This window comes from Enterobacter cloacae complex sp. 2024EL-00227 (genome assembly GCF_043945315.1).
In the GTDB taxonomy this organism is placed as follows: domain Bacteria; phylum Pseudomonadota; class Gammaproteobacteria; order Enterobacterales; family Enterobacteriaceae; genus Enterobacter; species Enterobacter roggenkampii.
This window is the reverse complement of the sequence record NZ_JBIMQP010000003.1, coordinates 198,153-224,152: the sequence shown is the minus strand read 5'-3', so window position 1 is coordinate 224,152 and position 26,000 is coordinate 198,153. Positions and strand designations below refer to the sequence as shown.

Sequence of the window (26,000 nt, the reverse complement as noted above, 5' to 3'; positions counted from 1 at the left end):
GCCATTCCGTGGGACCGCTACCATGGAAAATCAAGTGAACGAAAAAATTAAAGCACTCATTAATCTTGTTTATGGAAAAACGTTTTCTGAAGCACATCTTCATATGCTGCTGGAAAATATTGAAAAGGCCGCCTCTGTTATTACGGAAAGGCGTAAAATGGGCTGGGATGAAAAAGATATCGTTCTGATAACCTATGCCGATCAGTTTTCCGCGAAAGGGGAGAAAGCACTCCCTGTTTTTACACGTTTTTATAACAAATGGCTTTCGCATTCTTTTTCTCATGTCCATCTTTTGCCTTTTTATCCATGGTCTTCGGACGATGGCTTTTCTGTTATTGATTATCATGAAGTTGCGCCTGAAACGGGAACATGGCGAGACGTTGCTGAATTAAAACAGTCAACCAGTTTGATGTTTGATTTCGTCTGCAATCATATGTCGGCCAAAAGTGCCTGGTTTGCTAATTATCTGAAGCAAATGCCGGGATATGATGATTTCTTCATTTCTGTCGATCCTGAGACAGATTTATCCGCGGTGACGCGTCCGCGTGCCTTACCGCTTCTCACGCCTTTCACACTTCATGATGGCAGCGTGCGACATCTATGGACCACCTTCAGTGAGGACCAGATCGATCTCAACTTCGCCTCTCCGCAGGTGCTGATTGCGATGGTCGACGTTCTGCTGCATTACCTTATTGAAGGGGCGCGGTATATTCGACTGGATGCCGTAGGGTTCATGTGGAAAATACCTGGAACGAGCTGCATTCACCTTGAGCAAACCCACCAGCTCATCCAGCTTTTCCGCGCCATTACCGAGGCGGTTGCCCCCGGCACGGTAATTATCACCGAGACGAACGTTCCGCATAAAGATAACGTCTCTTACTTCGGTAACGGCGAAAATGAAGCGCAGATGGTTTATCAGTTCTCGTTGCCTCCGCTGGTGCTGCATGCGGTGCACAGCCAGGATGTCACCACGCTGAGCCAGTGGGCTGCGTCGCTGGCGTTGCCTTCCACAAAAACCACCTGGTTCAACTTCCTGGCCTCACATGACGGCATTGGTCTTAACCCATTGCGCGGAATTTTACCGGAGTCGGAGATCCTCTCGCTTGTAGAAAAGCTCCAGACCGAAGGTGCGTTGGTTAACTGGAAAAATAACCCGGATGGCACACGAAGCCCGTATGAAATTAACGTGACCTATCTTGATGCCTTAAGTACGCGAGAAAGTCATGATAGCGAACGCATTGCCCGGTTTATTCTGGCCCACGCTGTCCTGTTAAGCTTCCCCGGCGTGCCTGCAGTTTATATTCAGAGTATTCTCGGCTCCCGAAATGATTATGATGGCGTAGAGTGCCTGGGATATAACCGTGCGATAAATCGTGAAAAATATGCCGCGGGTCAAATTGATTTCGCGCTTGAAGATAAAAATAGTCTCCGTTATCAGGTTTACAGTGCGTTAAGTCAATTAATCGTATTGCGCCGGGCGGAAAAAACATTCCATCCTGACAGTGAGGCTTATTTCAGTGCGTCAGGGAAGCATGTTTTAAAAATTGTCCGCGTGGCGGATTGTGGTGAGAAAATAACAGCGTTGTTTAATTTCAGTGATAATTCTCAAACGGTTGAGTCCGATATTCACTCGGGAAGGGAATTGATTAGCGGAAAAGATATTACCGACACGACTCTGATCCTAAATCCATGGCAGGTATTGTGGATTAAAGAAAACTAAAAAGGACCTTAAACATGAAAATACCCAGAATTGTGCTGATATCAGCACTGGTTTCGTGCGCCCTGTTATCAGGCTGTAAGGATGACAAAGCGTCCTCTGTCACCATTGAGTTTATGCACTCGTCGGTAGAGCAGGAGCGTCAGGCCGTTATTACGAAACTGATCGAAAAATTCGAGAAAGAGAACCCGGGCATCACGATAAAACAGGTACCGGTAGAAGAGGATGCCTACAACACCAAGGTGATTACGCTGGCGCGAACCGGCGCGCTGCCTGAAGTGATTGAGGTCAGCCATGACTATGCAAAAGTGATGGATAAAGAACAGCTTCTGGATCGTGACGCAATCGCTGAAGCAATTAAGGCGGTGGGGGAAAACACCTTCTATGACGGCATCTTGCGCGTTGTTCGCACGGAAGATGGCGCAGCCTGGACGGGCGTGCCGATCAGCGCCTGGCTCTCCGGCGTGTGGTACCACAAAGATGTGCTGGCCGCGGCGGGCATTGAGGAGCCGCATAACTGGGAACAGCTTCTGCAAGCCAGCCAGCGCCTGAACGACCCGGCTAAAAAACATTACGGCATCGCGTTACCGACTGCGGAAAGCGTGATGACCGAACAGTCGTTCTCTCAGTTTGCCCTTTCCGGTGGCGCGAACGTGTTTGATGCAAAAGGGAATGTCGACATCGATACCCCGGAAATGGCCAAAGCGCTGGCGTTTTATAAAGCGCTGGCTGCGACCACCATGCCGGGTTCGAACGATGTTATGGAGATCAAAGACGCCTTCATGAACGGTTCTGCGCCGATGGCGGTTTACTCCACCTACATCCTGCCCGCCGTCTACAAGGACGGAAACCCTGCCAACCTGGGCTTCGTTGTCCCGACTGAAAACTCTTCGGCGGTGTACGGCATGATCACCTCGCTGACGATCACCACCGGACAAACCGAAGAGGAGACCAAAGCGGCCGAGAAGTTTGTTACCTGGATGGAACAGGCTCAAAACGCGACGGACTGGGTCATGATGTCGCCGGGCGCGGCGCTGCCGGTAAACAAAGGGGTGGTGGGCACGGATACCTGGAAAAACAACGACGTGATTAAAGCGTTTGGGCAGTTGCCATATGAGCTGATCGCACAGTTCCCGAACGTGCAGGTGTTTGGCGCGGTTGGGGATAAAAACTTCACCCGCATGGGCGACGTGACGGGCTCCGGCATTATCAGCTCCATGGTGCATAACGTCACGGTGGGGCAGAAGGACCTTAACACAACGTTAAGCAGCAGCCAGAAGCGACTGACTGATCTCATTACACAACGATAGGAGCGCTCTGCGGAAGGAAATTATGAAGACGTTGTTTTCTGGTCGTTCAGATATGCCTTTCGCCATGCTGCTGTTGGCCCCCAGCCTGATTCTGCTGGGGGGCCTGGTGGCCTGGCCAATGATTTCCAATATTGAAATCAGTTTTTTACGCTTGCCGCTCAATCCGCGCATTAGCGCCGTGTTTGTCGGCCTGGACAATTACATTCGCATCCTCGGCGATGCCGCTTTCTGGCACTCGCTGTGGATGACCTTCTGGTACACCGCGCTGGTGGTGATTGGCAGCACGGTGCTGGGGCTGGCCGTGGCCATCTTCTTTAATCGCGAGTTTCGCCTGCGTAAGACGGCACGTTCACTGGTGATTTTATCCTACGTCACGCCGTCTATTTCGCTGGTGTTTGCCTGGAAATACATGTTCAACAACGGCTACGGCATTGTGAACTATCTGGGCGTAGACCTGTTGCATCTGTATGACCAGGCGCCGCTGTGGTTCGACAACCCGAACAGCAGCTTCGTACTGGTGGTGCTGTTCGCGATCTGGCGTTACTTCCCGTACGCGTTTATCTCGTTCCTGGCGATTTTACAGACGATTGATAAATCCCTGTATGAAGCGGCGGAAATGGACGGCGCGAATGCCTGGCAACGTTTTCGGATCGTCACGCTGCCCGCGATTATGCCGGTGCTGGCCACGGTGGTCACGCTTCGCACCATCTGGATGTTCTACATGTTTGCTGACGTCTACCTGCTGACCACGAAGGTCGATATTCTGGGCGTCTATCTTTACAAAACCGCATTCGCTTTCAACGACTTGGGTAAAGCAGCGGCCATCTCTGTGGTGCTGTTCGTGATCATCTTCGCTGTGATTCTGCTGACCAGAAAAAGGGTGAACCTCAATGGCAACAAATAAACGCGTACTGAGCCGTATTGGTTTTTATCTCGGGCTGGCGGTATTTCTGATCATCACGCTTTTCCCGTTCTTCGTGATGCTAATGACGTCGTTTAAGAGTGCGAAAGAGGCAATCTCGCTCCATCCGACCATTCTGCCGCAGGCGTGGACGCTGCAGCATTACATCGACATCTTTAACCCGCTGATCTTCCCGTTTGTGGATTACTTCAGAAACAGCATGGTGGTGTCGCTGACCTCATCGGTGATTGCCGTGTTTCTCGGTACGCTGGGCGCTTACGCCTTGTCCAAGCTGCGTTTTAAGGGACGCACGACGATCAACGCGAGTTTTTACACCGTCTACATGTTCTCCGGCATCTTGCTGGTGGTGCCGTTGTTCAAAATCATCACCGCGCTTGGGATCTACGACACCGAGCTGGCGCTGATTATCACCATGGTGACGCAGACGTTACCGACGGCGGTGTTCATGCTGCGCAGCTACTTCGACACCATCCCGGACGAAATAGAAGAAGCCGCAATGATGGACGGCCTTAACCGCCTGCAAATCATCTTCCGTATTACCGTACCGCTGGCGATATCCGGGCTCGTATCGGTGTTTGTTTACTGCTTCATGGTGGCGTGGAACGACTATCTGTTTGCGTCCATTTTCCTGTCCAGCGCCAGCAACTTCACCTTGCCGGTCGGGCTGAACACGCTCTTTAGCACACCCGATTATATCTGGGGTCGCATGATGGCGGCATCGCTGGTGACGGCACTTCCGGTGGTCATTATGTACGCCCTGTCTGAACGTTTTATTAAAAATGGTTTGACCGCCGGTGGCGTGAAGGGCTGAGGCGGCCAATTTTAACAAGGAGTCAATCATGAAAAAATTAGTTGCGACAGCGCCACGCGTGGCGGCGCTGGTGGAATATGAAGATCGTGCTGTGGAAGCACATGAAGTGAAAATTCGTGCCCGCTTTGGTGCCCCGAAGCACGGCACTGAAGTGGTCGATTTCCGCGCCGCAAGCCCGTTTATCGATGAAGAGTTCAACGCGGAGTGGCAGATGTTCACGCCGCGTGAAGAGGGCGCAGCGCGCGGAATCGAGTTCGGTAAGTTCCAGCTGGGCAACATGATTGTTGGCGACATTATTGAATGCGGTGCGGACGTCACGGAATACCAGACTGGCGATCGCGTTTGCTGCTACGGTCCGCTGCAGGAGACGGTTATCGTGAATGCCGTCAACAACTACAAGCTGCGCAAAATGCCGCAGGGCGCCTCGTGGAAGAACGCCGTCTGCTACGATCCGGCACAGTTTGCCATGAGCGGCGTGCGTGATGCCAACGTCCGCGTGGGCGACTTTGTTGTCGTGGTCGGCCTGGGAGCCATCGGACAGATTGCGATTCAGCTGGCGAAAAAAGCTGGCGCGTCAGTTGTTATCGGCGTGGATCCGATCGAACACCGCTGCGAGATCGCCCGTCGTCACGGTGCGGACCACTGCCTGAACCCAATCGGCACAGACGTTGGTCTGGAAATTAAAAAGCTGACCGGAAAGCAGGGCGCAGACGTGATCATCGAGACCAGCGGCTTTGCCGATGCGCTGCAGTCCGCGCTGCGCGGCCTCGCCTACGGCGGCACCATCTCCTACGTTGCGTTCGCTAAACCGTTCGCTGCAGGCTTTAACCTGGGGCGTGAAGCGCATTTCAACAACGCGAAGATTGTCTTCTCCCGCGCCTGCAGTGAGCCAAATCCGGATTACCCGCGCTGGAGCCGCAAGCGTATTGAAGAGACCTGCTGGGAACTGCTGATGAACGGTTATCTGAATTGTGAAGATCTGATCGACCCGGTTGTGACCTTCACCACCAGCGCTGAAAGCTACATGAAATATGTGGATCAACATCCGGAACTGAGCATCAAAATGGGCGTCACTTTTTAAGCTAAGGAAAGCAACTCATGAAAATCGCAACACAAAATCAGGCCTTTTTCCCGTCAAACATTCTGGAGAAATTCGAGTACATCAAGGCGATGGGTTTTGATGGCTATGAGATTGACGGCAAGCTGCTGGTGGAAAATCTCGCCGAGGTGAAAGCGGCGATTAAGGCCACCGGCCTGCCGGTCACGACCGCCTGCGGCGGATACGATGGCTGGATTGGTGACTTTATCGAAGAGCGTCGTCTGAACGGTTTAGCGCAGATTGAACGCATTCTGGAAGCCCTGGCCGAAGTGGGCGGCAAGGGCATTATCGTGCCTGCAGCCTGGGGAATGTTTACCTTCCGTTTGCCGCCGATGACCTCTCCACGCAGCCTGGAAGGCGACCGCAAAGCGGTGAGTGCGTCGCTGCGCTGGCTGGATGAGGTGGCCGCGCGCACCGGAACCACCGTCTACCTGGAGCCGCTGAACCGCTATCAGGATCACATGATCAACACCCTGGCTGACGCACGACGCTATATCGAAGAGAACGGCCTCAAGCACGTGCAGATCATCGGCGATTTCTATCATATGAACATTGAAGAAGATTCGCTGACGGAGGCGCTGCATCAGCATCGCGATCTGCTGGGCCATGTGCACATCGCTGATAACCATCGTTACCAGCCGGGAAGCGGTAGCCTCGATTTTGCCAGCCTGTTCGATCAGTTGCGTGCGGATAATTACCAGGGCTATGTAGTTTACGAGTGCCGCGTACGTGCTGAAGATCCCGCTCAGGCTTATCGGGATTCCCTCACTTATTTACGTGAATGCTAAGGATGACGAGCGTGATGAGTGCTTCAACAACGTCGCCACTGCGCGTCGCCATCATTGGCGCCGGGCAGGTTGCGGACAAAGTGCATGCCTCGTATTACGCCACGCGCAGTGATGTTCAGATGGTGGCTGTCATGGACAGCCGCCTCGAACAGGCACAGGCTTTTGCGGAGCGCCATGCCATACCGTCGGCGTGGCAGGACGCGTGCGCCATGCTGGAGGCGGTTAAGCCGGACGTGGTGAGCGTTTGTTCGCCAAACCGATTCCATTTTGAGCATGTGATGGCAGCGCTGGAGGCCGGCTGTCATGTGATGTGCGAAAAACCGCCTGCCATGACGCCGCAAGAGGCCGACGAGATGCGGATCGCTGCCCGCAAGGCGGGCAAAGTGCTGGCATATGACTTCCATCACCGCTTTGCGCTCGATACGCAGCTGCTGCGCGAGGCCGTGATGAACGGAACGCTGGGCGAAATCTACTTCACCTCGGCGCAGGCGCTGCGGCGCTGCGGCGTGCCGGGCTGGGGCGTCTTCACCAATAAAGCGCTGCAGGGCGGTGGGCCGCTGATTGACATTGGTATTCACATGCTGGATGCCGCGATGTACGTGCTGGGTTTCCCGGCGGTCAAAAGGGTCACGGCGCACGGTTTCCAGAGGCTGGGAACCCGGAAAAGCAGCGGCCAGTTTGGCGAGTGGGATCCTGCTCAGTTTACGGTGGAAGATGCCCTGTTTGGCACCATCGAATTCTGCAACGGCGGCATTTTGCGTCTGGATACCTCGTTTGCGCTGAATATCCGCGAGCAGTCGATCATGAATGTCGCGTTTTGCGGTGAAAAAGCGGGGGCGACGCTTTTCCCGGCACATATTTATCAGGATGACGCCGGGGCGTTACAGACCCTGATTCAGCGTGAAGAGGCTGACGATCAGCGCCATTTACGCAGCATGGAGGCCTTTGTCCGCCACGTGCAGGGAGAGCCCGTAATGATTGCAGATGCTGAACAGGGGCTGGTGATTCAGCAGCTTGTCGCGGCGCTTTATCAGTCGGCAGAAACAGGAGAAAGCGTAACATTATGCTGAGCGTGTCTGTATTAACCGATCCGGGCTTTTGTCCGCACAGTCTGAATAAGTACGCATCCACTATGGCATGCGGTAACGGCTACATGGGCATTCGCGCTGCGCATGAAGAAGATTACACCCAGCAAACCCGAGGAATGTATCTTGCGGGCCTCTATCATCAGGCGGGACGTAACGAGACCACTGAGCTGATCAATTTGCCCGATATCACCGGTATCGAGGTTGAGCTGGACGGGGTGAATTACACCCTTCTGGCCGGGGACATTCTTGAGTGGCAGCGCGAGCTGGCATTTGCCAACGGCGAACTGCATCGCCGCGTCGTCTGGCGTTCGCCCAACGGAAAGCGCTATCGCCTGGAGAGTCGTCGTTTTGTCTCTCTCGATCAGCTGCCGCTTGTGGCCATGCAGCTTGCGATCACCCCGCTGGATGCAGCCTCGCAGGTGGTGATGAAAACCGGTATTGATGCCACACAAACCAATACCGGCCGTCAGCATCTGGATGAAATTTCTGTCAGGGTATTCGACCAGCACTATATGCAGGGTGTGTATGAAACACAGGACCGGGCCGCTGATGTTGTTATCTCGGCTTTTTGTCAGCTATCAGCCGACAGCGAAAGCTGCTTTACCGCTAAAAATCGTCGGCTCTCTGCTCACTATTCCCTGACGATACCGCAGGGTGACACTGTCACGCTGGATAAGTTGGTCTGGGTGGCCCATCGCAGCGATAAAGCCCTGTCGCAGGAATCTTTCGCGCGCGGCGCGCTGGCGGATCTCAAGGTTTGTGCGGCAAGGGGATATGCCTCGCTGCTGGAAAGTTCAGCCTGCGCATGGGAAGACGTATGGCGTGACGCCAGGGTGGAAGTGGCTTCTGCAGCCCCTGACGATCAGATGGCGCTGGACTATGCCGTCTGGCATCTGACCACCATGACGCCAGCCCATGATGAGCGGAGCAGCATTGCCGCTAAGGGCTTGACCGGTGAGGGGTATAAAGGCCACGTCTTCTGGGACACCGAAATATTCCTGCTGCCTTTCCATCTTTTCACCCGTCCGCAGGTGGCCCGCAGTCTGCTGCGCTATCGCTGGCTGAACCTGGCCGGGGCCCGGGAAAAAGCCCGCCGCAACGGCTGGCCGGGCGCGCTGTTCCCGTGGGAGAGCGCCGCAAGCGGCAAAGAGGAGACGCCGGAGTTTGCAGCCATCAACATCCGTACGGGCTTACGGCAGAAAGTGGCCTCCGCCCTGGCCGAACACCACATCGTGGCGGACATTGCCTGGGCCGTTGTGGCCTACTGGCAGGCCACGCGTGATGACGCATTTATGCGCAATGAAGGGCTGACCCTGCTGGTGGAGACGGCAACGTTCTGGATGGGCCGCGCTACGGAGATTAACGGGCGCCTGGAAATTCATGATGTGATTGGGCCGGACGAATACACCGAACATGTGAATAACAACGCCTACACCAACTATCTGGCCTGGTACAACGTGGCCAGCGCATGTCGGTTTATGTCGATGTTTGAGCGTGAAGATGCCTGCTTCATGGAGAAGGCGACCACCTTCCTGGCCCGCTTGTGGCTGCCGGAAGCCGACGCCGGGGGCGTTATCCCGCAGGACGATTCGTTCATGGCGAAACCAGCGATCGATTTAAGCCGCTATAAAGCCAAAGCGGGTAAGCAGACCATCCTGCTGGATTACTCTCGCGCGGAAGTTAACGAGATGCAGATCCTCAAGCAGGCTGACGTGGTGATGCTTAACTACCTGTTGCCGGAGAAATTTACCCCCGCCCAGTGCGCGGCCAACCTGGCGTTTTACGAGCCACGTACGATCCATGACTCTTCGCTGAGCAAGGCTATTCACGGTATTGTGGCCGCCCGCTGTGGCGATACGGAAGGGGCCTACGCCTTCTGGCGCGCTGGCGTGGCTATCGATCTGGGCGACGATCCGCACAGCAGCGATGACGGCATTCATGCCGCTGCCACGGGGGCTATCTGGTCCGGCGTTATTCAGGGGTTTGCCGGCATGCAGATTGTTGAGGGCGAGCTGCACCTTGCGCCGAAGCTACCCGCTCGCTGGCGAAAACTTGCCTTCCCGCTGCGCTGGCAGAACGCTCGCCTGCACTTCACGTTTGAAAATGACGTTTTAACCATCGAGACCACCGCGCCCGTCACGTTAACCCTGTGGGGAAAAACGGTATGCGTATCGGAGCGGCAGGCAGTGTCCCGTAGGGAATTTCTTACGTCTTTTAATGGGACCGCTACCACGGAGGCCAGCCATGAAGCCTGAAGCTGTTGTATTCGATCTTGATGGGGTCATCACCGATACGGCGCATCTGCACTTTCTCGCCTGGCGTTCGGTCGCGCAGGAGATCGGCATCACTATCGATGAGGTGTTTAACGAGGAGCTGAAGGGAATTAGCCGCATGGAATCCCTGCAGCGGATCCTGCGACACGGTGGGAAAGAGGGGGCGTTTGACGACAAACAATGCCTGGCGCTGGCGGGGAAGAAAAATGCGCTCTACGTCGCATCGCTGTCGTCGTTGACCGAGGCGTCACTGCTGCCGGGCATCCGGGAGGTGCTGGCGGACATTCGGGCGGCGAAGGTCAAAATTGGGCTCGCCTCCGTTTCCCTCAACGCTCCTGGAATACTGCATGCCCTGGGTATTCATCGCGCCTTTGATTTTTGCGCCGATGCCTCCCGTATCGTCTGTTCAAAACCGGACCCGGAGATCTTCCTCGCCGCGTGTGCAGGCCTGGACGTCCGCCCCGAGGCGGCCATTGGGGTCGAAGATGCGCCCGCGGGCGTGGCGGCGATCAACGCGGCGGGCATGCTGTCGGTCGGGATTGGCTCAGGCCTGGCCCATGCGGGACTACAGCTTCATTCGACGCAGGAACTGACCTGGAAATGCCTGACCGATTTCTGGGCCTCCCGGGCGTATTGATAAGGAATTAAAAATGGCACAACTGTCACTGAAACATATTCAGAAAATTTACGATAACCAGGTCCACGTGGTGAAGGATTTTAACCTCGAAATCGAGGACAAGGAGTTTATCGTTTTTGTCGGCCCGTCTGGCTGCGGTAAATCGACGACGCTGCGCATGATTGCCGGGCTGGAGGAGATTTCCGCCGGTGAACTGGTGATCGACGGCGTTTGTATGAACGATGTGCCCGCCAAGTCACGCGACATCGCCATGGTGTTCCAGAACTATGCGCTTTACCCGCATATGACGGTCTACGACAACATGGCGTTTGGCCTGAAGATGCAGAAAATCGCCCCGGCGGTTATCGAAGAGCGCGTCAACTGGGCCGCACAAATCCTCGGCTTACGGGAGTACCTCAAGCGTAAACCCGGCGCGCTGTCCGGCGGCCAGCGTCAGCGTGTGGCGTTGGGCAGGGCGATAGTGCGGGAAGCGGGCGTGTTCCTGATGGATGAACCGCTCTCCAACCTCGATGCCAAGCTTCGCGTGCAGATGCGGGCTGAAATCAGCAAGCTTCACCAGAAGCTCAATACCACGATGATTTACGTGACCCACGATCAGACGGAAGCCATGACGATGGCGACCCGCATTGTGATCTTAAAAGACGGCATTATTCAGCAGGTCGGTGCACCGAAGCAGGTATACAACGAGCCGGCAAACATGTTTGTTGCGGGGTTCATTGGCTCGCCAGCCATGAACTTTGTTCGTGGTGCCATCGACGACCGCTATTTCGTCACGGAAACGCTGCGCCTGGCGATTCCGGAAGATAAGCTCGCTGCACTGCGAGCCGCTGGATATCAGCGTAAAGCTGTGGTCTTTGGGATCCGCCCGGAAGATATTCTCACCCAGCAGAGTAGCGGTGAAAATATCGCGGCGAAAGTCAGCGTAGCCGAACTGACCGGTGCGGAGTTCATGCTCTACGCCACCGTTGGCGGCCATGAGCTGGTGGTTCGCGCGGGAGCAGCGAATGATTATGCCGCAGGGGATAATATCGGTATCCAGTTCGATATGAATAAGTGCCATTTCTTCGACGCCGATACCGAAGCGGCTATTAGATAAGAAAGGTGTTTGCCGGAAATGCAAATTTCCGGTTTTTTGTTTGTTAATTATAAAGGGAATATTTTATGAGTACTCTACTAAAAAGTGCTGCGCTCGTGCTGTGCGCAGGGGTGAGCTGCGCACATGCAACAGAAACGGCTAAACAATGGGAATTTAATATTGGCGCGATGTATGAAATTGAAAACGTCGAAGGCCAGGGAGAAGATAAAGACGGATTATATGAACCCTCCGTGTGGTTTAATGCGACCTGGGATGCCTGGACTATTTCGCTGGCGATGTATCAGGAAGGACCGGTTGATTATAGCAGCATGACCCGTGGGACCTATTTCGACCGCCCGGAATTTGAATTACGCTATCGTTTTATTGGTACCGATGATTTCACGTTCGGTCTGACCGGTGGTTTCCGTAATTATGGCTATCACTTTAAGGATGAACACGGCGCCAGAGACGGCAGCGCAAATATGCAGCGCTACAAAATTCAGCCGGACTGGGATATTAAATTAACCGACGACTGGCGTTTCGGCGGCTGGTTTGCCATGTACCAGTTTGCCAACGATCTGGAAAAAACAGGCTATTCAGACAGCCGCGTCGAAACCGAAACGGGCTTTACCTGGACCATTAACGACACCTTTGCCGCTAAAGTGAATTACTATTTAGAGCGCGGTTTCAATATGGACGGTTCACGTAATAATGGCGAGTTCTCCACTCAGGAAATTCGCGCCTACCTGCCTATTTCATTGGGTCAGACGACCTTAACGCCTTACACCCGACTGGGGCTCGATCGCTGGTCGAACTGGGACTGGCAAGACGATCCTGAGCGTGAAGGACATGATTTCAACCGTCTGGGTATGCAGTACGCCTATGACTTCAACAACGGTTTATCCATGACGCTAGAATACGCCTACGAATGGGAAAACCATGACGAGGGTAAAAACGACCGCTTCCACTATGCGGGCGTTGGGGTAAATTACGCGTTCTGACCCGTGGGTCTTCCAGGGGCCTGGTGCCCCTGGTTTTAGCGCAGCGAGGCCGCCAGTAAAAAATGGGTATCAACCAACACTTTTTGCGGGGCGGGGTGACCCGCAATACGCCTGAAGAGAAGATCGCAGCTCTCTTCCCCCAGTTTGCGGGTGGGGATATCAAAGCCGCCTGGTGCGGGCGTTAAAATGAGAGACAGCATCGGGTCACTGTATCCGGCTATCACCACCTGTTCCGGTATCATCAGATTTAACTCGTCCGCCGCGCGATAAAGGCCGAGTAACTTCATGCTGTCGGTAGCAAATACGGCATCAGGCGGCGTGGGTGAAGAGAGCAGTTCCAGAGCCGCCTTAAGCGCACTCTCATGGGTATAACCACCATCCATGATCCAGTCCGGGTTAATCGCAATATGGTGCTTTTCCAGACTGGCTTTATAACCCGCCAGGCGATCGATCGAAACATGATATTCAAGCGGCGCATGCAGGCAGGCAATTTTCCGGCGGCCGTTTTTGATAAAGGTTTCCGTCAGCGTGGCGCTGTCATGAAAATTATCCGTGTCCACGGAATAAATATTCTGATACTCACCTTCCACTTTGCCGATAACCACTACCGGTACGCCATACGCGTCCAGCGTGGTGAAAAAGGATTCATTTGCGGGCGAACTCAGCATGATGATCCCTTTGATCATCTTCTGTTTTATTTTACTCACGCATTTCAGGAGATCGTCTTCACTGCTTTTTGAGGTTTGTAAAATAACATCGAATCCTTCTTCTTCCGCTTTTGCCGTAATGGCATGAAGAACATCGGAGAAAAAAGGATTGCCGGCAGTGGTTTTGGTTGAACGGGTCGAAATAACCATAATGGCATCGAATCCTGAAGAGGTCAGGGCACGGGCCAGTTTGTTGGGCTGATAATTTAATTCGTCAATCGCCTTCAGCACTTTGTCACGCGCTTCAGGAGAAATATTCGTTTGTTTATTCAGAACGCGGGAAACGGTTGATTTCGATACGCCCGCAACCCGTGCGATATCATAAATGGTGGGTGACATACACCTTACTCACTCAGGACTGACAGCAATGGCGTTCATCTTACTGGAGAAAAAACGGCAATAGCAATAAATAAGAATTGATAATCAACGATCTGCCCCCATTTATTGTATTCTGAAGCCATGCATTCAAGGCTTCCAGGCAACGAAGGACGGCGATGAAGCGACTTAAAAACGAAATCAATTCACTGGTAAACCGCGGCGTTGACCGTCATCTGCGACTGGCGGTGACGGGGTTGAGCCGAAGCGGTAAGACGGCGTTTATCACTGCGATGGTGAACCAGCTCCTGAACCTGCACGCCGGGGCGCGTCTGCCGTTGCTTGGCGCGGTGCGGGAAGAGCGTCTGCTGGGCGTTAAGCGCGTTCCACAGCATGATTTTGGCATTCCCCGTTTTACCTATGACGAAGGGCTGGCACAGCTGTATGGCGACCCGCCCGCGTGGCCGACGCCGACGCGAGGGGTCAGTGAAATTCGCCTTGCGCTGCGTTTCCGCTCGAATGAATCCCTGATGCGCCATTTCAAGGATACCTCCACGCTATACCTTGAAATCGTCGATTACCCCGGCGAATGGCTGCTCGACCTGCCGATGCTGGCGCAGGATTACCTCAGCTGGTCACGCCAGATGACGGGATTGCTGCAGGGGCAACGCGCCGGGTGGTCGGGCAAATGGCGACAGCTGTGCGAAGGGCTGGACCCGCTTGCCCCAGCAGATGAAAACCGTCTGGCGGCCATTGCCGACGCCTGGACGGCGTATTTACACCAGTGTAAACAGGAAGGGTTACACTTCATTCAGCCGGGGCGCTTTGTTCTGCCGGGTGATTTAGCGGGCGCGCCTGCGCTTCAGTTTTTCCCCTGGCCGGATGTGGATGGGGTTGGCGAGTCGACGCTGGCGCAGGCTGATAAGCACACTAACGCCGGTATGCTGCGCGAGCGTTACCATTACTACTGTGAGAAGGTGGTCAAGGGATTCTATAAGAACCACTTTTTACGATTTGACCGCCAGATTGTGCTGGTGGATTGTCTGCAGCCGCTCAACAGCGGGCCACAGGCATTCAACGATATGCGCCTTGCCCTGACGCAGCTGATGCAAAGTTTTCACTACGGGCAGCGGACGCTGTTCCGCCGTCTTTTCTCACCAGTGATCGACAAACTGCTCTTTGCGGCCACAAAAGCCGATCACGTCACCGTCGACCAGCATGCCAATATGGTGTCGCTGCTACAGCAGCTGGTGCAGGACGCCTGGCAAAACGCCGCCTTCGAAGGGATCGGCATGGATTGCCTTGGGCTCGCGTCCGTGCAGGCGACGCAAAGCGGGCTAATTGACCTTAACGGCGAGAAAATACCGGCATTACGCGGGAACCGGCTCAGCGACGGTGAACCGCTTACTGTCTACCCAGGCGAAGTGCCTGCGCGGCTGCCGGGCCAGGCCTTCTGGCAGAATCAGGGCTTCCAGTTTGAAGCCTTCCGCCCGCAGGCCATGAGCGTCGACAGGCCTTTACCGCATATCCGTCTGGATGCGGCGCTGGAGTTTTTGATTGGAGATAAATTGCGATGACGGAACCGTTAAAACCGCGCATTGACTTTACCGGAACGCTTGAGCAGAACCCTCAGGAGGCGTTCAAAACGGCGCAGACGTTCAGCGGTACCCAGGCCGATAACTTTGCCCCGGCGCTGCAGGACGAGCCGGCTGTTGAGGATGGTCCGGCGGAGGCGGTCGTGGACGCCGCGCTGCGTCCAAAACGCAGCCTGTGGCGCAGGATGGTCACCGCCGGTCTGGCGCTGTTTGGTGTAAGCGTGGTGGGTCAGGGCGTGCAGTGGACGATGAATGCCTGGCACACGCAGGACTGGGTGGCGCTGGGCGGATGTGCCGCAGGCGCGCTGATTGTGGGGGCTGGCGTCGGGTCGGTTGCCACCGAATGGCGTCGACTCTGGCGTCTGCGACAGCGCGCGCACGAGCGTGATGAAGCGCGGGATCTGCTCCACAGTCACGGCACCGGGAAAGGGCGCGCGTTCTGTGAAAAGCTGGCCAGCCAGGCCGGAATCGATCAGTCGCATCCGGCGCTTCAGCGCTGGTATGCCGCCATCCATGAAACTCAGAATGATCGGGAAGTAGTGACGCTCTATTCCCACATGGTACAGCCGGTGCTGGATGCTCAGGCGCGGCGCGAAATCAGCCGTTCTGCGGCGGAATCTACATTGATGATTGCCGTCAGCCCGCTGGCGCTGGTCGATATGGCCTTTATCGCCTGGCGTAACCTGCGCCTGATCAACCGTATTGCGAACCTTTACGGCATAGAGCTGGGTTACTACAGTCGGATCAGACTGTTTAAGCTGGTCCTGCTCAATATCGCGTTTGCCGGGGCGAGTGAGCTGGTGCGCGAAGTGGGCATGGACTGGATGTCGCAGGATCTGGCGGCGCGTCTTTCTGCCCGTGCGGCTCAGGGCATCGGTGCGGGATTATTGACCGCACGCCTGGGGATTAAAGCGATGGAAGTCTGCCGTCCGCTGCCCTGGATTGACGGCGATAAGCCCCGGCTGGGGGATTTCAGGCGTGAACTGATCGGCCAGCTCAAAGAGACGCTCAATAAAAAACCTTCGCCGTGAGGTTTTGTTCACTAATCGTGCTGGCTGTCAATATTTGTTGACAGCCATCTTCCCGATCACCGTGTTCTGACATATCATTTTACTGTTATTGGCTTAAAACGGTGAATTTCCCATGCGTCTTGAAGTCTTCTGTGAAGACCGTCTCGGTCTGACCCGCGAATTACTCGATCTTCTTGTTTTACGTAGCATTGATTTACGTGGCATTGAGATCGATCCTGTCGGGCGAATTTACCTCAATTTTGCCGAAATTGAATTTAATACCTTCAGCAGCCTGATGGCGGAAATCCGCCGTATCGCTGGCGTTACGGATGTACGCACCATTCCCTGGATGCCGTCCGAGCGTGAGCACCTGGCGCTGAGCGCGCTGCTGGAAGCCATGCCTGAACCGTTCCTCTCTCTGGATTTGAAAAGCAAAGTTGAGCGCGTTAACCACGCGAGCTGCCAGCTTTTCGCGCAGAGCCAGGAGAAGCTCAGCAATCATAACGCCGCGCAGCTGATCCCCGGTTTTAACTTCCAGCGCTGGCTGGACAGCAATCCGCAGAACACGCACAGCGAGCATGTGGTGATTAACGGGCAGAATTTCCTGATGGAGATCACGCCGGTCTATCTGAAAGGGGAAGGGAATACTCGCGTGTTGACCGGGGCGGTGATCATGCTGCGCTCGACGCTACGCATGGGTCGTCAGCTGCAAAACCTCTCCAGTCAGGACGTTGGCGCATTCAGCCAGATTATTGCCGTCAGCCCGAAAATGCGTCATGTGGTTGATCAGGCGCGTAAGCTCGCAAGCCTGACCGCGCCGCTGCTGATTACCGGCGATACCGGCACCGGGAAAGACCTGCTGGCTCACGCCGTGCATCTGGCGAGCCCGCGTGCGGCTAAGCCTTATCTGGCACTTAACTGTGCCTCTATCCCGGAAGATGCCGTTGAAAGCGAGCTGTTTGGTCACGCGCCGGAGGGCAAGAAAGGGTTCTTCGAGCAGGCTAACGGCGGCTCCGTACTGCTAGACGAGATCGGCGAAATGTCGCCGCGTATGCAGGCTAAGCTGCTGCGTTTCCTGAACGACGGCACGTTCCGCCGCGTTGGTGAGGATCACGAAGTGCATGTGGACGTGCGCGTCATTTGCGCCACCCAGAAGAACCTGGTGGAACTGGTGCAAAAGGGGATCTTCCGCGAGGATCTCTATTACCGCCTTAACGTCCTGACGCTGAACATTCCGCCGCTGCGCGATTGCCCGCAGGACATCATGCCGCTTACGGAGCTGTTCGTCGCCCGCTTTGCCGATGAGCAGGGGGTTCCTCGTCCGAAGCTGTCTGCCGATCTGGGCACGGTGCTTATGCGCTACGGCTGGCCGGGGAACATTCGTCAGCTCAAAAACGCCGTATATCGTGCGCTGACCCAGCTTGAAGGGTATGAGCTGCGCCCGCAGGATATCCTGTTGCCGGATTACGACGCCGGAACGGTATCGGTAGGGGAAGAGGCGATGGAAGGGTCGCTTGATGACATCACCAGCCGTTTCGAGCGTTCTGTGCTGACGCAGCTGTACCGCAGCTATCCCAGCACCCGCAAACTGGCAAAACGCCTGGGCGTCTCGCACACCGCGATCGCCAATAAGCTACGTGAGTATGGTTTGAATCATAAGAAAGGTGACGAATAACAAAAAAGCCTCTGCAAAGAGGCTTTTTACTTTTCACTTTAGATTTATTCCTTCGCCAGCGGCGTGTTAACGATGTCTGTTTTTGTCTCGCCCTGAATCGACGCAATCCTGCTTTCAACCTCTTTCACCTGCTGCGGGCTGTGGAGCAGGGTATAGGTCAGATCAAACTGCGCGCTGGCGCCAGGCTGCAGCTGCTTAACCCGCTTCTGTTGGCGTTCAATCGTCACGGGGTAGGCGTAGCTGGTACCCGGTTCGATGCCCGTGACATAACCCTGCTTCAGCGTATCGGTGTTTTTCCATAAGGTCAGCACGGGCAGCTGGCGCGTATCAAACTGGATGGATGCGCCTTTATCTCCGGCTTTATTGACCACCGCCGCGAGCGTTTCGTGGTTGTTGTCGGCGAGCGGCTGAATGTTAAAGACCATCTCATCAAAGCCTTTTGTCGGCCCGGCATAGGTTTGCCAGTCGTTAACGCCCGCTTTGGCGTAGTCATTGAATGGGCTCACGCTCGCCGCTGGCGCAAGGAAACGTGCGCCTTCTTCGAGGATCGGCGTCCCGAAGTTGCTGTGATAGATGATTTGGTAATCGTGAGGGTAATCGGCATGGTTGGTCAGAACATCATGCAGGCTGAACTGGTTGGTTCCGGGAACGTAGCGCAGTTCGGTCATGGTCTGCAGATCCACTTTTTTGAACGTGCTCTCTTTGATCAAACCCCGAACGCGGATCTCATGCGGGGCGGCATCCGCCACCTCAACTTCCACCTGTGATACCGGGGTATTCCCGGCCCTGCCATGCAGGGTGTAAATTTGCCCGTCCGCCGTGACAGGGTGACCTGTCCACTCGTAGCCACAGCGCACCATCATCTCGTTGAAACCATCCAGCCAGCCGAGACCGTTGCGGCTCTCAAGGTTGATATAAGCCGGATTCACGACCTCTTTGACAGGGGAATCCCACCCCAGTCGGGTGCCAAACCCTTCAACGTGTAGAAGGTTCATGCCGCGTGTCGGGCTCAGGGTAATCGTCAGGCCATCTTTACTGCTAATAATGATGACTTTACTGCCTTCCTGCTTGCCGCCGTGCAAGACTTTTTGCTCAATGCTGAACGTCTGATCTTTAACTTTCAGCTCATCACTGGAAATCTTCCAGTTTCCTTTCTCTACGCTGCTTTCAGCACTTGTCAGCACCCAGGTTTTAGCCGCGGCATGGCCAGAAACCAGGACCGCCAGGAGCGTAAAAGCGAATTTGATCTTCATATTTTATCCTTTTTGCTGAAACGATTATTTACTTTCGTAAGCAAATCTAATGTTTAGACAAAAAGGGAAATGTGATGGGCTTCACTGAGGTTAAAATTAGGTGATTTTAACAATTAGAATGCGTTAATGATCACGTGGATGTTACGTGTTGCTGTCTTTATTGCATGATTTTTGTGATCGATGAATATTTTAGCTTTAACGATTCAGCTATTTTCTAATAAAAAACCCCGCCGTGGCGAGGTTGAGAATAAGTTGTATAGAATGCTAAGGACTTATTATGCTTTCAGCACGTCCAGCGCGGCAGTGTAGTCCGGCTCGGTGGTGATTTCGTTAACCAGTTCGCTGAAAACGACAGTGTCGTTTTCATCAAGAACCAGTACAGCACGTGCTGCCAGACCCTTCAGTGGGCCTTCCGCGATGCTGACGCCGTAGTTCTCGAGGAAATCAGCGCTGCGCAGGGTGGAAAGGGTGATAACGTTGCTCAGGCCTTCGGCACCGCAGAAACGGGACTGGGCAAACGGCAGGTCAGCGGAAATGCACAGCACCACGGTGTTGTCCATTTCAGTCGCCAGCTGGTTGAATTTACGCACGGATGCGGCACAAACGCCGGTATCAATGCTTGGGAAAATGTTCAGTACTTTGCGTTTGCCCGCAAACTGAGCCAGTGTGACGTCAGACAGATCTTTAGCCACCAGAGTAAAAGCCTGCGCTTTGCTGCCAGCCTGCGGAATGGAACCTGCTACAGCAACCGGGTTGCCCTGGAAATGAACGAGTTGTGACATAGATATCTTCCTGTTTACATATAGTTAACGTCGTGGCTAGTGTATGCCATCAGCAGATAACACGGCAAACCAAATTTTTCGCCTTTCCGGGCCGCAAGGAGTCAGTGATGAGAAGCGTTAAGGTCTATGAAGAAGCCTGGCCATTGCATACCCCGTTTGTGATCTCTCGCGGCAGCCGAAGTGAAGCCAGCGTGGTCGTGGTCGAAATCGAAGAAGAGGGGTTTAAAGGCGTCGGGGAATGTACGCCTTACCCGCGCTATGGGGAAAGTCTGGCATCCGTGATGGCGCAGATCATGACCCTGGTACCTGACCTGCAAAAAGGCCTCACGCGCGAGGCGTTACAGCAGCGCTTATCCGCCGGGGCGGCGCGCAACGCCATCGACTGTGCGCTCTGGAGCCTTGAAGCCGCTAAGCAGCAAAAATCGCTGACGTCATTGCTGGGCGTGGTCGTGCCGGAGTCCGTCGTGACCGCGCAAACGGTCGTGATTGGGGAGCCCGAGCAGATGGCCGCCAGTGCGAAAGCGCTCTATGACGCCGGGGCCACGCTGTTAAAAGTGAAGCTCGACGATCGTCTGATCAGCGAGAGGATGGTCGCCATTCGCTCGGCGGTGCCGTCAGCCACGCTCATTGTTGACGCCAACGAGTCGTGGCATCCCGAAGGGCTGGCCGCGCGATGCCAGCTGCTGGCCGATCTGGGCGTGGCGATGCTGGAGCAGCCTCTGCCGGCAAAAGAGGATGCGGCGCTGAAGAATTTTATCCATCCGTTGCCCGTCTGTGCGGATGAAAGCTGTCATACCCGTGAGAATTTGAGCGCGCTTAAGGGCAGCTATGACATGGTCAATATCAAACTCGACAAGACTGGCGGACTGACTGAAGCCCTGGCCCTGGCGGCGGACGCCCGGGCGCAGGGGTTCGCCCTGATGCTGGGATGCATGCTTTGCACCTCGCGGGCGATCGGTGCGGCGCTGCCGCTGGTCAATCAGGTCCGTTTCGCCGATCTGGATGGCCCGACGTGGCTGGCCGTTGACGTTTCACCGGCGCTTAATTTTACAAGCGGCGTACTTCACCTCTGAGGCTGCCAGCGCAACAGATCCATCATTGCCTTTAAGTATTTTTCGCTGGCTTCGTCGGAGGAGATCGCCGGGAACTCAGCGGTGATGCAGGGCAGGCTCAAGTCGGCGCACCAGCTGCCGAATGAACCGGGTGTTTCATAGCCCACGCTGGTGACGAGCGGCAGGTCGAACGCCTGGGCCAGCCATGCGCCCAGGTCAGAGTGGCGCGGATCTTCAATGCAGGCCAGCGGATCGTGGAAGGAGACAACCCAGGCGGGGTGGATCTTATGGATAAGCTGGCACAGCGCCTGCGTTTCCGGCTCCGATCCGGGTTTATCGCCCGTGAGCAGCACCACGTCCCGCTCCTCGGCGGAGCTGTTCCAGCGATAAACCGTTTCTCCGGCGCGCCAGTTTGCTGCAGGGAAATTACGGTTCAGGTCGATTCCTCGCGCATTCGCCCGTAATCCAAGCTGACAGCCGTCCGGATTCACGGCAAGAATCACGTGGTGACGTCGCAATGCCGGGGTCAGCGTCCGCAGCGCGCACGAGAGCGTGACGACAGACGAGTTCTCATCTCCGTGCGTGCCGGCAATAACCAAACCGCTGTCGCGATCGGCATCGGGGGCCGGGAACCAGATCAGCGATGCGCCTAAAAATGAGCGGCCATATTGTTCAGCGCCCGGAGGGAAGGCGCCGCGTTCCGCGCGGGGTCGGGTGATTGCCATACGATATCCTGATAACGAAGTCTCTACAGGCAGTGTTGTGCAAAAGCCGCTGTTAATCAAATAGTTTCCTTAACGGCTGAGAATTGCCTTAAATCACTATTCAGGCGTAAGTTGTTTGCATTTCTTACTGTCGAAACAAATAATTACGCATCTGCTTTTTACCTGAATTTTTTAAAGGGGATCTTATGAAGCATCCTGTTTCGCGTCTTTTTGCCGCACTGTGCCTGTGCGGACTCTCTTCACTCTCATACGCTGCTGATGTGCCACAGGGCACGGTGCTGGCGCAAAAACAGGAGCTGGTCAGACACATTAAAGACGAACCGGCTTCGCTCGATCCCGCAAAAGCGGTGGGGTTGCCAGAGATTCAGGTGATTCGCGATCTTTTCGAAGGGCTGGTAAATCAGAATGAGAAAGGGGAACTGACTCCGGGCGTGGCGACGCGCTGGCAGAGCAACGATAACCGAATCTGGACGTTCACCCTGCGCGATAACGCAAAATGGTCTGACGGTACGCCGGTTACCGCGCAGGATTTTGTCTACAGCTGGCAGCGTCTGGTTGATCCGAAAACGACCTCTCCGTTTGCCTGGTTTGCGGCGCTGGCAGGCATCAGCAACGCGCAGGCCATTATTGATGGTAAAGCGGCGCCAGATACCCTGGGCGTGACGGCGGTGGATGCCAGAACGTTGCGCGTCCAGCTGGATAAACCGCTACCGTGGTTTAGCAACCTAACGGCAAACTTCGCCTTCTATCCGGTGCAAAAAGCCAATGTTGAAAGCGGGAAAGAGTGGACGCGTCCGGGAGCGCTGGTCGGTAACGGGGCCTACGTTCTGAACGCGCGCGTGGTGAATGAAAAACTGGTTGTCGTGCCGAACACCCACTACTGGGACAATGCGAAAACTGTCCTGCAAAAAGTGACCTTTATTCCGATTAATCAGGAATCGTCCGCCACGAAACGCTATCTGGCAGGGGATATCGATATTACCGAATCGTTCCCGAAAAACATGTATCAGAAGCTCCTGAAGGATATTCCTGGCCAGGTGTATACGCCGCCTCAGCTCGGGACCTATTACTACGCGTTTAACACACAAAAGGGCCCGACCGCCGATGCCAGGGTCCGTCTTGCGCTGAGCATGACTATCGATCGCCGCATTATGGCGGATAAGGTACTGGGTACCGGCGAGAAACCGGCCTGGCATTTCACCCCTGACGTGACGGCGGGCTTCACGCCTGAACCTTCACCGTTTGAGCAGATGTCCCAGCAGGAGCTGAACGCTCAGGCCAAAACCTTGCTCCAGGCCGCAGGCTACGGCCCTCAGCGTCCGCTGAAGCTGAACCTGCTGTACAACACGTCGGAAAACCACCAGAAAATCGCCATTGCGGTGGCGTCCATGTGGAAGAAAAACCTCGGTGTGGATGTCAAGCTGCAAAATCAGGAGTGGAAAACCTACATCGACAGCCGCAACACCGGCAATTTTGATGTGATCCGCGCGTCATGGGTGGGGGATTACAACGAGCCCTCGACCTTCCTGTCCCTGCTGACCTCTACCCACAGCGGCAATATCTCGCGTTTCAACGACCCGGCTTACGATAAAATTATCCACCAGGCGACGCTCGAAACCACGGCGAAAGCGCGTAATACGGACTACAACATGGCGGAGAAAATCCTCATGGAGAAAGCGCCGATCGCGCCTATTTACCAGTACACCAACGGTCGTCTTATTAAGCCGTGGGTGAAAGGGTATCCGATTAATAACCCTGAAGACGTGGCGTATAGCCGGACGATGTATATTGAGAAGCACTGATGGTTAATGCGAACTGGCGCACGTGAGCGCCAGTTTTACCATGGATGATACCGCGCTGTGCTTTCCGGCAGCGATGAGACCGGGACGTATTATTCTAACAACGCATTAAACTTCGCCAGCCACTGCGGATGGGCGGGCCACGCGGGAGCCGTCACCAGGTTGCCGTCGACATGTGCCTGATCGATGCCGATCGTGGCGTAGTGTCCCCCCGCGAGACGGACCTCAGGTGCACACGCCGGGTAGGCGCTACAGGTACGGCCTTTCAGGATGCCCGCGGCGGCAAGCAGCTGCGGGCCATGGCACACCGCTGCAATCGGTTTGCGCGCGGCGTCAAACGCCTGTACCAGCTTTAACACATCCTCATTTAGCCGCAGATACTCGGGCGCTCTCCCGCCGGGGATGAGCAGCGCGTCGTAGTCCTGCTCCTTTACGGCGGAAAAGTCGGCGTTGAGGGTAAAGCGGTGACCGGGTTTTTCGCTATAGGTCTGGGCGCCGTCGAAATCATGGATTGCCGTTATGATGTAGTCGCCCTTCGGTTTGTCGGGGCAGACGGCATCCACCTGATGACCAACCATCTGTAACGCCTGAAAAGGCACCATGGTTTCGTAATCTTCGGCGTAATCGCCAACCAGCATCAGGATCTTCTTGCTCATCATTCCTCTCCCTTGTCATTAAAGATGATTAAGATATAGCCTGGCGTGGCTGAAATGCCGGAAATAAAAAAGCCCGTCAGAACACGGGCAACATAAGCAAGTGAATAAGTGATTCGTTATCAACGTAGTTGGAGGATAACGACGCGTATCTTACGCGGCCGTCAGGCTGGCAGATACCTGACAAATTCGGTAGGTGAAACACGATATTAAACGTGCGTTAAGGGGCGTCGAAGGTCGGGTAAAGACTATTTTCGAGAAACTCGACGAGATACCAGATTTCCCCGCTAAAAATAAACCAGAAGCCAAATATAATAAGGAGCAAAATAATTAAGGTGAGTATTATTTCTGTTTTGCCCATTGCAGATTTTACCCACCTGACGTTAATTTATTCGAGGCAGGCATTGTAGCGGGGCTTTCCCGTATACTCCAGTTTCATGCTGCAAGGACTTTATTGCGCCCATCATTTTTAGCGCGATACAGCGCATCGTCTACACGCTTAAACAGCTCATCAATCGTCTCCCCCGGGTTATGTCGCGCCACGCCAATGCTGACGGTAAACCGTGGTAAGCCCGGAATCGTAATGCGGGCAACGGCTGCACGGATCGACTCGGCAATCTGCAACGCGGTGTCGAGAGAGGTATGCGGCAGCAGGATGACGAACTCTTCGCCCCCCCAGCGGAACACCATGTCGTTCTCCCGACTACAGGCTTCCAGCGTTCGGGAGAGGGCAATAAGCACCTCATCGCCCTTCAAATGACCAAACAGGTCGTTGATGTTTTTGAAGTGATCGGTGTCAACCAGCAGCAGGCTAAACTGCTGCTGGGCAGGTCGATTATTGAGATTGTTGGGGTCGGTAATCGCGTAGAACTGGCGTCGGTTGAGTAACCCGGTCATGGAGTCACGTAACGCGGCATGTTCCAGCTCTTGCTCCAGTCTTTTTTGCTCGGTGATATCGTGGATGATGCACAGCATCAGCTTGTCACCGTAGATCTCAATGGGTCCGGCATACGTCTGAACATGGCGGGTGGAACCATCGGCAAGGCGGTGAACAAAGTTGAGCGGCTTATGGCCGCCGGGCAGCGCGGCAATCGCAGTCATAATGGGCATCACGTCTCGCCCCAGGGTATTGATTTCCCAGGTATGCTTGCTGCACATACCATCATGCGAGTAACCGTAAAAATTGAGCGCAGCCAGGTTGGCATCAACAATCTGACCATCGCGGGCAGGATCGATTAACAGCATCGGCGCGCTGTTGGTCTGAAAAAAACGGGCGTAAAACCCCTGTTTTTTTCGCCGGTAGGTTGCGGAGCGGCTGGCCTTCAGTCCTGAGAGGATATGTTGGGCGATCCCCTCGAAGACAATCACATCTCCCCAGGGGGCGTAACGGGCAAGCGAGAGACGACAGCTTAACGGCGTATCCTGCCCATCCCGGCTTCTTATTGTCCAGATTTCGACGATCTCCTGCTCGGTTTTCAGTTCAGGTACATACATCGACAGGAGAGCTTGTGCATTCGCGGAATAGATGCCTTTACGCAGCTGATCGAGCGTCTTATCTCCCATAAGCTGCGTTGCGACCACGTTCGCAAAAACGATCTCTTCCGAAACGGGTGAAATAAGCCACACGGGTGTTTTAATAACGTTCAGCGCTTCAAAACCGTTTTGCGACATAGGCATTTCCTGTTCATCGGCTTAATACGCCTGACAATCATG

Annotated in this window: 23 protein-coding genes; 16 read left to right on the top strand and 7 right to left on the bottom strand. The window is 54.9% G+C overall.

Going from position 1 to position 26,000, the window contains the following annotated elements; genetic code table 11:
• The first annotated feature begins 22 nt into the window (after positions 1 to 22).
• The 11 genes from ACHH0Z_RS06750 to ACHH0Z_RS06700 all read left to right on the top strand — a co-directional run bounded on the left by ACHH0Z_RS06750 (position 23) and on the right by ACHH0Z_RS06700 (position 12,721).
• The gene (locus ACHH0Z_RS06750; protein WP_045410365.1) at positions 23 to 1,720 is read left to right on the top strand and encodes a sugar phosphorylase; all 1,698 of its coding nucleotides are present in this window, start codon (positions 23 to 25) and stop codon (positions 1,718 to 1,720) included.
• A 14-nt stretch (positions 1,721 to 1,734) separates the two neighbouring features.
• Complete coding sequence (locus ACHH0Z_RS06745; protein ID WP_023292262.1) at positions 1,735 to 3,027, top strand: ABC transporter substrate-binding protein; 1,293 nt, start codon at positions 1,735 to 1,737, stop codon at positions 3,025 to 3,027.
• Between the two features lie 22 nt (positions 3,028 to 3,049).
• Positions 3,050 to 3,931, top strand: coding sequence for a carbohydrate ABC transporter permease (locus ACHH0Z_RS06740; protein ID WP_008501242.1), 882 nt, complete (start codon positions 3,050 to 3,052; stop codon positions 3,929 to 3,931).
• Positions 3,918 to 4,760, top strand: a complete 843-nt coding sequence (locus ACHH0Z_RS06735; protein WP_045410363.1) for a carbohydrate ABC transporter permease — start codon at positions 3,918 to 3,920, stop codon at positions 4,758 to 4,760. Before ACHH0Z_RS06740 ends, ACHH0Z_RS06735 begins: the two co-directional genes overlap by 14 nt.
• Positions 4,761 to 4,788: 28 nt before the next feature.
• The gene (locus tag ACHH0Z_RS06730) at positions 4,789 to 5,841 is read left to right on the top strand and encodes a zinc-binding alcohol dehydrogenase (protein WP_045410361.1); all 1,053 of its coding nucleotides are present in this window, start codon (positions 4,789 to 4,791) and stop codon (positions 5,839 to 5,841) included.
• A 17-nt stretch (positions 5,842 to 5,858) separates the two neighbouring features.
• The gene (locus ACHH0Z_RS06725) at positions 5,859 to 6,647 is read left to right on the top strand and encodes a sugar phosphate isomerase/epimerase (protein ID WP_045410359.1); all 789 of its coding nucleotides are present in this window, start codon (positions 5,859 to 5,861) and stop codon (positions 6,645 to 6,647) included.
• 11 nt (positions 6,648 to 6,658) lie between these two features.
• Positions 6,659 to 7,717, top strand: a complete 1,059-nt coding sequence (locus tag ACHH0Z_RS06720; RefSeq protein WP_031274909.1) for a Gfo/Idh/MocA family protein — start codon at positions 6,659 to 6,661, stop codon at positions 7,715 to 7,717.
• Positions 7,711 to 9,990 carry a glycoside hydrolase family 65 protein gene (locus tag ACHH0Z_RS06715; RefSeq protein WP_045410357.1) on the top strand — a complete coding sequence of 760 codons (2,280 nt, stop codon included), beginning with the start codon at positions 7,711 to 7,713 and terminating at the stop codon, positions 9,988 to 9,990. The genes ACHH0Z_RS06720 and ACHH0Z_RS06715 overlap by 7 nt, the downstream gene beginning before the upstream one ends.
• Positions 9,980 to 10,645 (top strand): beta-phosphoglucomutase, encoded by a 666-nt coding sequence (gene pgmB, locus ACHH0Z_RS06710; RefSeq protein WP_025913062.1) that lies wholly within the window; start codon positions 9,980 to 9,982, stop codon positions 10,643 to 10,645. Before ACHH0Z_RS06715 ends, pgmB begins: the two co-directional genes overlap by 11 nt.
• 13 nt (positions 10,646 to 10,658) lie before the next feature.
• On the top strand, positions 10,659 to 11,741 hold the full coding sequence (locus tag ACHH0Z_RS06705; protein ID WP_045334863.1) for an ABC transporter ATP-binding protein: 1,083 nt from the start codon (positions 10,659 to 10,661) through the stop codon (positions 11,739 to 11,741).
• A 65-nt stretch (positions 11,742 to 11,806) separates the two neighbouring features.
• Positions 11,807 to 12,721, top strand: a complete 915-nt coding sequence (locus tag ACHH0Z_RS06700) for an OmpG family monomeric porin (RefSeq protein ID WP_008501250.1) — start codon at positions 11,807 to 11,809, stop codon at positions 12,719 to 12,721.
• A gap of 35 nt (positions 12,722 to 12,756) precedes the next feature.
• Here ACHH0Z_RS06700 and ACHH0Z_RS06695 read toward each other — a convergent pair whose 3' ends face one another.
• Positions 12,757 to 13,767, bottom strand: coding sequence for a LacI family DNA-binding transcriptional regulator (locus ACHH0Z_RS06695; RefSeq protein ID WP_008501251.1), 1,011 nt, complete (start codon positions 13,765 to 13,767; stop codon positions 12,757 to 12,759).
• A gap of 155 nt (positions 13,768 to 13,922) precedes the next feature.
• Here ACHH0Z_RS06695 and ACHH0Z_RS06690 point away from each other — a divergent pair, with 155 nt between their 5' ends.
• The 3 genes from ACHH0Z_RS06690 to tyrR all read left to right on the top strand — a co-directional run bounded on the left by ACHH0Z_RS06690 (position 13,923) and on the right by tyrR (position 18,023).
• Positions 13,923 to 15,320 (top strand): YcjX family protein, encoded by a 1,398-nt coding sequence (locus tag ACHH0Z_RS06690; protein ID WP_045410355.1) that lies wholly within the window; start codon positions 13,923 to 13,925, stop codon positions 15,318 to 15,320.
• On the top strand, positions 15,317 to 16,369 hold the full coding sequence (locus ACHH0Z_RS06685) for a YcjF family protein (protein ID WP_023327610.1): 1,053 nt from the start codon (positions 15,317 to 15,319) through the stop codon (positions 16,367 to 16,369). Before ACHH0Z_RS06690 ends, ACHH0Z_RS06685 begins: the two co-directional genes overlap by 4 nt.
• A 112-nt stretch (positions 16,370 to 16,481) precedes the next feature.
• Entirely contained in the window at positions 16,482 to 18,023 is a 1,542-nt protein-coding gene (gene tyrR, locus ACHH0Z_RS06680) for a transcriptional regulator TyrR (RefSeq protein ID WP_032652110.1), read from the top strand.
• A gap of 44 nt (positions 18,024 to 18,067) precedes the next feature.
• On the opposite strand, the gene ACHH0Z_RS06675 is transcribed toward tyrR, so the two are convergent.
• Positions 18,068 to 19,276: an aldose 1-epimerase family protein gene (locus tag ACHH0Z_RS06675; RefSeq protein WP_045410353.1), complete on the bottom strand. Its 1,209-nt coding sequence runs from the start codon at positions 19,274 to 19,276 to the stop codon at positions 18,068 to 18,070.
• Positions 19,277 to 19,551: 275 nt separating this feature from the next.
• Positions 19,552 to 20,058 carry a thiol peroxidase gene (tpx, locus tag ACHH0Z_RS06670; protein ID WP_008501256.1) on the bottom strand — a complete coding sequence of 169 codons (507 nt, stop codon included), beginning with the start codon at positions 20,056 to 20,058 and terminating at the stop codon, positions 19,552 to 19,554.
• A gap of 107 nt (positions 20,059 to 20,165) precedes the next feature.
• On the opposite strand from tpx, the gene ycjG reads away from it, so the two are divergent.
• Positions 20,166 to 21,131: an L-Ala-D/L-Glu epimerase gene (ycjG, locus tag ACHH0Z_RS06665; protein WP_039266506.1), complete on the top strand. Its 966-nt coding sequence runs from the start codon at positions 20,166 to 20,168 to the stop codon at positions 21,129 to 21,131.
• Here ycjG and mpaA read toward each other — a convergent pair.
• A complete protein-coding gene (gene mpaA / locus ACHH0Z_RS06660) occupies positions 21,122 to 21,835 on the bottom strand; it encodes a murein tripeptide amidase MpaA (protein ID WP_045410350.1) in 714 nt (237 codons plus the stop codon). The two genes, ycjG and mpaA, sit on opposite strands and share 10 nt — an antisense overlap.
• Positions 21,836 to 22,020: 185 nt before the next feature.
• On the opposite strand from mpaA, the gene ACHH0Z_RS06655 reads away from it, so the two are divergent.
• The gene (locus ACHH0Z_RS06655; protein WP_021240270.1) at positions 22,021 to 23,637 is read left to right on the top strand and encodes an ABC transporter substrate-binding protein; all 1,617 of its coding nucleotides are present in this window, start codon (positions 22,021 to 22,023) and stop codon (positions 23,635 to 23,637) included.
• Positions 23,638 to 23,726: 89 nt separating this feature from the next.
• Here ACHH0Z_RS06655 and ACHH0Z_RS06650 read toward each other — a convergent pair whose 3' ends face one another.
• The 3 genes from ACHH0Z_RS06650 to ACHH0Z_RS06640 all read right to left on the bottom strand — a co-directional run bounded on the left by ACHH0Z_RS06650 (position 23,727) and on the right by ACHH0Z_RS06640 (position 25,958).
• Positions 23,727 to 24,290, bottom strand: coding sequence for a DJ-1/PfpI family protein (locus ACHH0Z_RS06650; protein WP_008501260.1), 564 nt, complete (start codon positions 24,288 to 24,290; stop codon positions 23,727 to 23,729).
• A 217-nt stretch (positions 24,291 to 24,507) separates the two neighbouring features.
• Positions 24,508 to 24,648, bottom strand: a complete 141-nt coding sequence (locus tag ACHH0Z_RS06645; protein ID WP_021240268.1) for an Ecr family regulatory small membrane protein — start codon at positions 24,646 to 24,648, stop codon at positions 24,508 to 24,510.
• Between the two features lie 74 nt (positions 24,649 to 24,722).
• On the bottom strand, positions 24,723 to 25,958 hold the full coding sequence (locus ACHH0Z_RS06640) for a sensor domain-containing diguanylate cyclase (protein ID WP_045410348.1): 1,236 nt from the start codon (positions 25,956 to 25,958) through the stop codon (positions 24,723 to 24,725).
• Positions 25,959 to 26,000: the final 42 nt, after the last annotated feature.

What these genes read in the sequence shown, in the direction of transcription:
- ACHH0Z_RS06750 (WP_045410365.1), top strand. Translation starts at nt 23, where the DNA reads ATGGAAAATCAAGTGAACGAAAAAATTAAAGCACTCATTAATCTTGTT.
- ACHH0Z_RS06745 (WP_023292262.1), top strand. Translation starts at nt 1,735, where the DNA reads ATGAAAATACCCAGAATTGTGCTGATATCAGCACTGGTTTCGTGCGCC.
- ACHH0Z_RS06740 (WP_008501242.1), top strand. Translation starts at nt 3,050, where the DNA reads ATGAAGACGTTGTTTTCTGGTCGTTCAGATATGCCTTTCGCCATGCTG.
- ACHH0Z_RS06735 (WP_045410363.1), top strand. Translation starts at nt 3,918, where the DNA reads ATGGCAACAAATAAACGCGTACTGAGCCGTATTGGTTTTTATCTCGGG.
- ACHH0Z_RS06730 (WP_045410361.1), top strand. Translation starts at nt 4,789, where the DNA reads ATGAAAAAATTAGTTGCGACAGCGCCACGCGTGGCGGCGCTGGTGGAA.
- ACHH0Z_RS06725 (WP_045410359.1), top strand. Translation starts at nt 5,859, where the DNA reads ATGAAAATCGCAACACAAAATCAGGCCTTTTTCCCGTCAAACATTCTG.
- ACHH0Z_RS06715 (WP_045410357.1), top strand. Translation starts at nt 7,711, where the DNA reads ATGCTGAGCGTGTCTGTATTAACCGATCCGGGCTTTTGTCCGCACAGT.
- pgmB (WP_025913062.1), top strand. Translation starts at nt 9,980, where the DNA reads ATGAAGCCTGAAGCTGTTGTATTCGATCTTGATGGGGTCATCACCGAT.
- ACHH0Z_RS06705 (WP_045334863.1), top strand. Translation starts at nt 10,659, where the DNA reads ATGGCACAACTGTCACTGAAACATATTCAGAAAATTTACGATAACCAG.
- ACHH0Z_RS06700 (WP_008501250.1), top strand. Translation starts at nt 11,807, where the DNA reads ATGAGTACTCTACTAAAAAGTGCTGCGCTCGTGCTGTGCGCAGGGGTG.
- ACHH0Z_RS06695 (WP_008501251.1), bottom strand. Translation starts at nt 13,767, where the DNA reads ATGTCACCCACCATTTATGATATCGCACGGGTTGCGGGCGTATCGAAA.
- ACHH0Z_RS06690 (WP_045410355.1), top strand. Translation starts at nt 13,923, where the DNA reads ATGAAGCGACTTAAAAACGAAATCAATTCACTGGTAAACCGCGGCGTT.
- ACHH0Z_RS06685 (WP_023327610.1), top strand. Translation starts at nt 15,317, where the DNA reads ATGACGGAACCGTTAAAACCGCGCATTGACTTTACCGGAACGCTTGAG.
- tyrR (WP_032652110.1), top strand. Translation starts at nt 16,482, where the DNA reads ATGCGTCTTGAAGTCTTCTGTGAAGACCGTCTCGGTCTGACCCGCGAA.
- ACHH0Z_RS06675 (WP_045410353.1), bottom strand. Translation starts at nt 19,276, where the DNA reads ATGAAGATCAAATTCGCTTTTACGCTCCTGGCGGTCCTGGTTTCTGGC.
- tpx (WP_008501256.1), bottom strand. Translation starts at nt 20,058, where the DNA reads ATGTCACAACTCGTTCATTTCCAGGGCAACCCGGTTGCTGTAGCAGGT.
- ycjG (WP_039266506.1), top strand. Translation starts at nt 20,166, where the DNA reads ATGAGAAGCGTTAAGGTCTATGAAGAAGCCTGGCCATTGCATACCCCG.
- mpaA (WP_045410350.1), bottom strand. Translation starts at nt 21,835, where the DNA reads ATGGCAATCACCCGACCCCGCGCGGAACGCGGCGCCTTCCCTCCGGGC.
- ACHH0Z_RS06655 (WP_021240270.1), top strand. Translation starts at nt 22,021, where the DNA reads ATGAAGCATCCTGTTTCGCGTCTTTTTGCCGCACTGTGCCTGTGCGGA.
- ACHH0Z_RS06650 (WP_008501260.1), bottom strand. Translation starts at nt 24,290, where the DNA reads ATGAGCAAGAAGATCCTGATGCTGGTTGGCGATTACGCCGAAGATTAC.
- ACHH0Z_RS06645 (WP_021240268.1), bottom strand. Translation starts at nt 24,648, where the DNA reads ATGGGCAAAACAGAAATAATACTCACCTTAATTATTTTGCTCCTTATT.
- ACHH0Z_RS06640 (WP_045410348.1), bottom strand. Translation starts at nt 25,958, where the DNA reads ATGTCGCAAAACGGTTTTGAAGCGCTGAACGTTATTAAAACACCCGTG.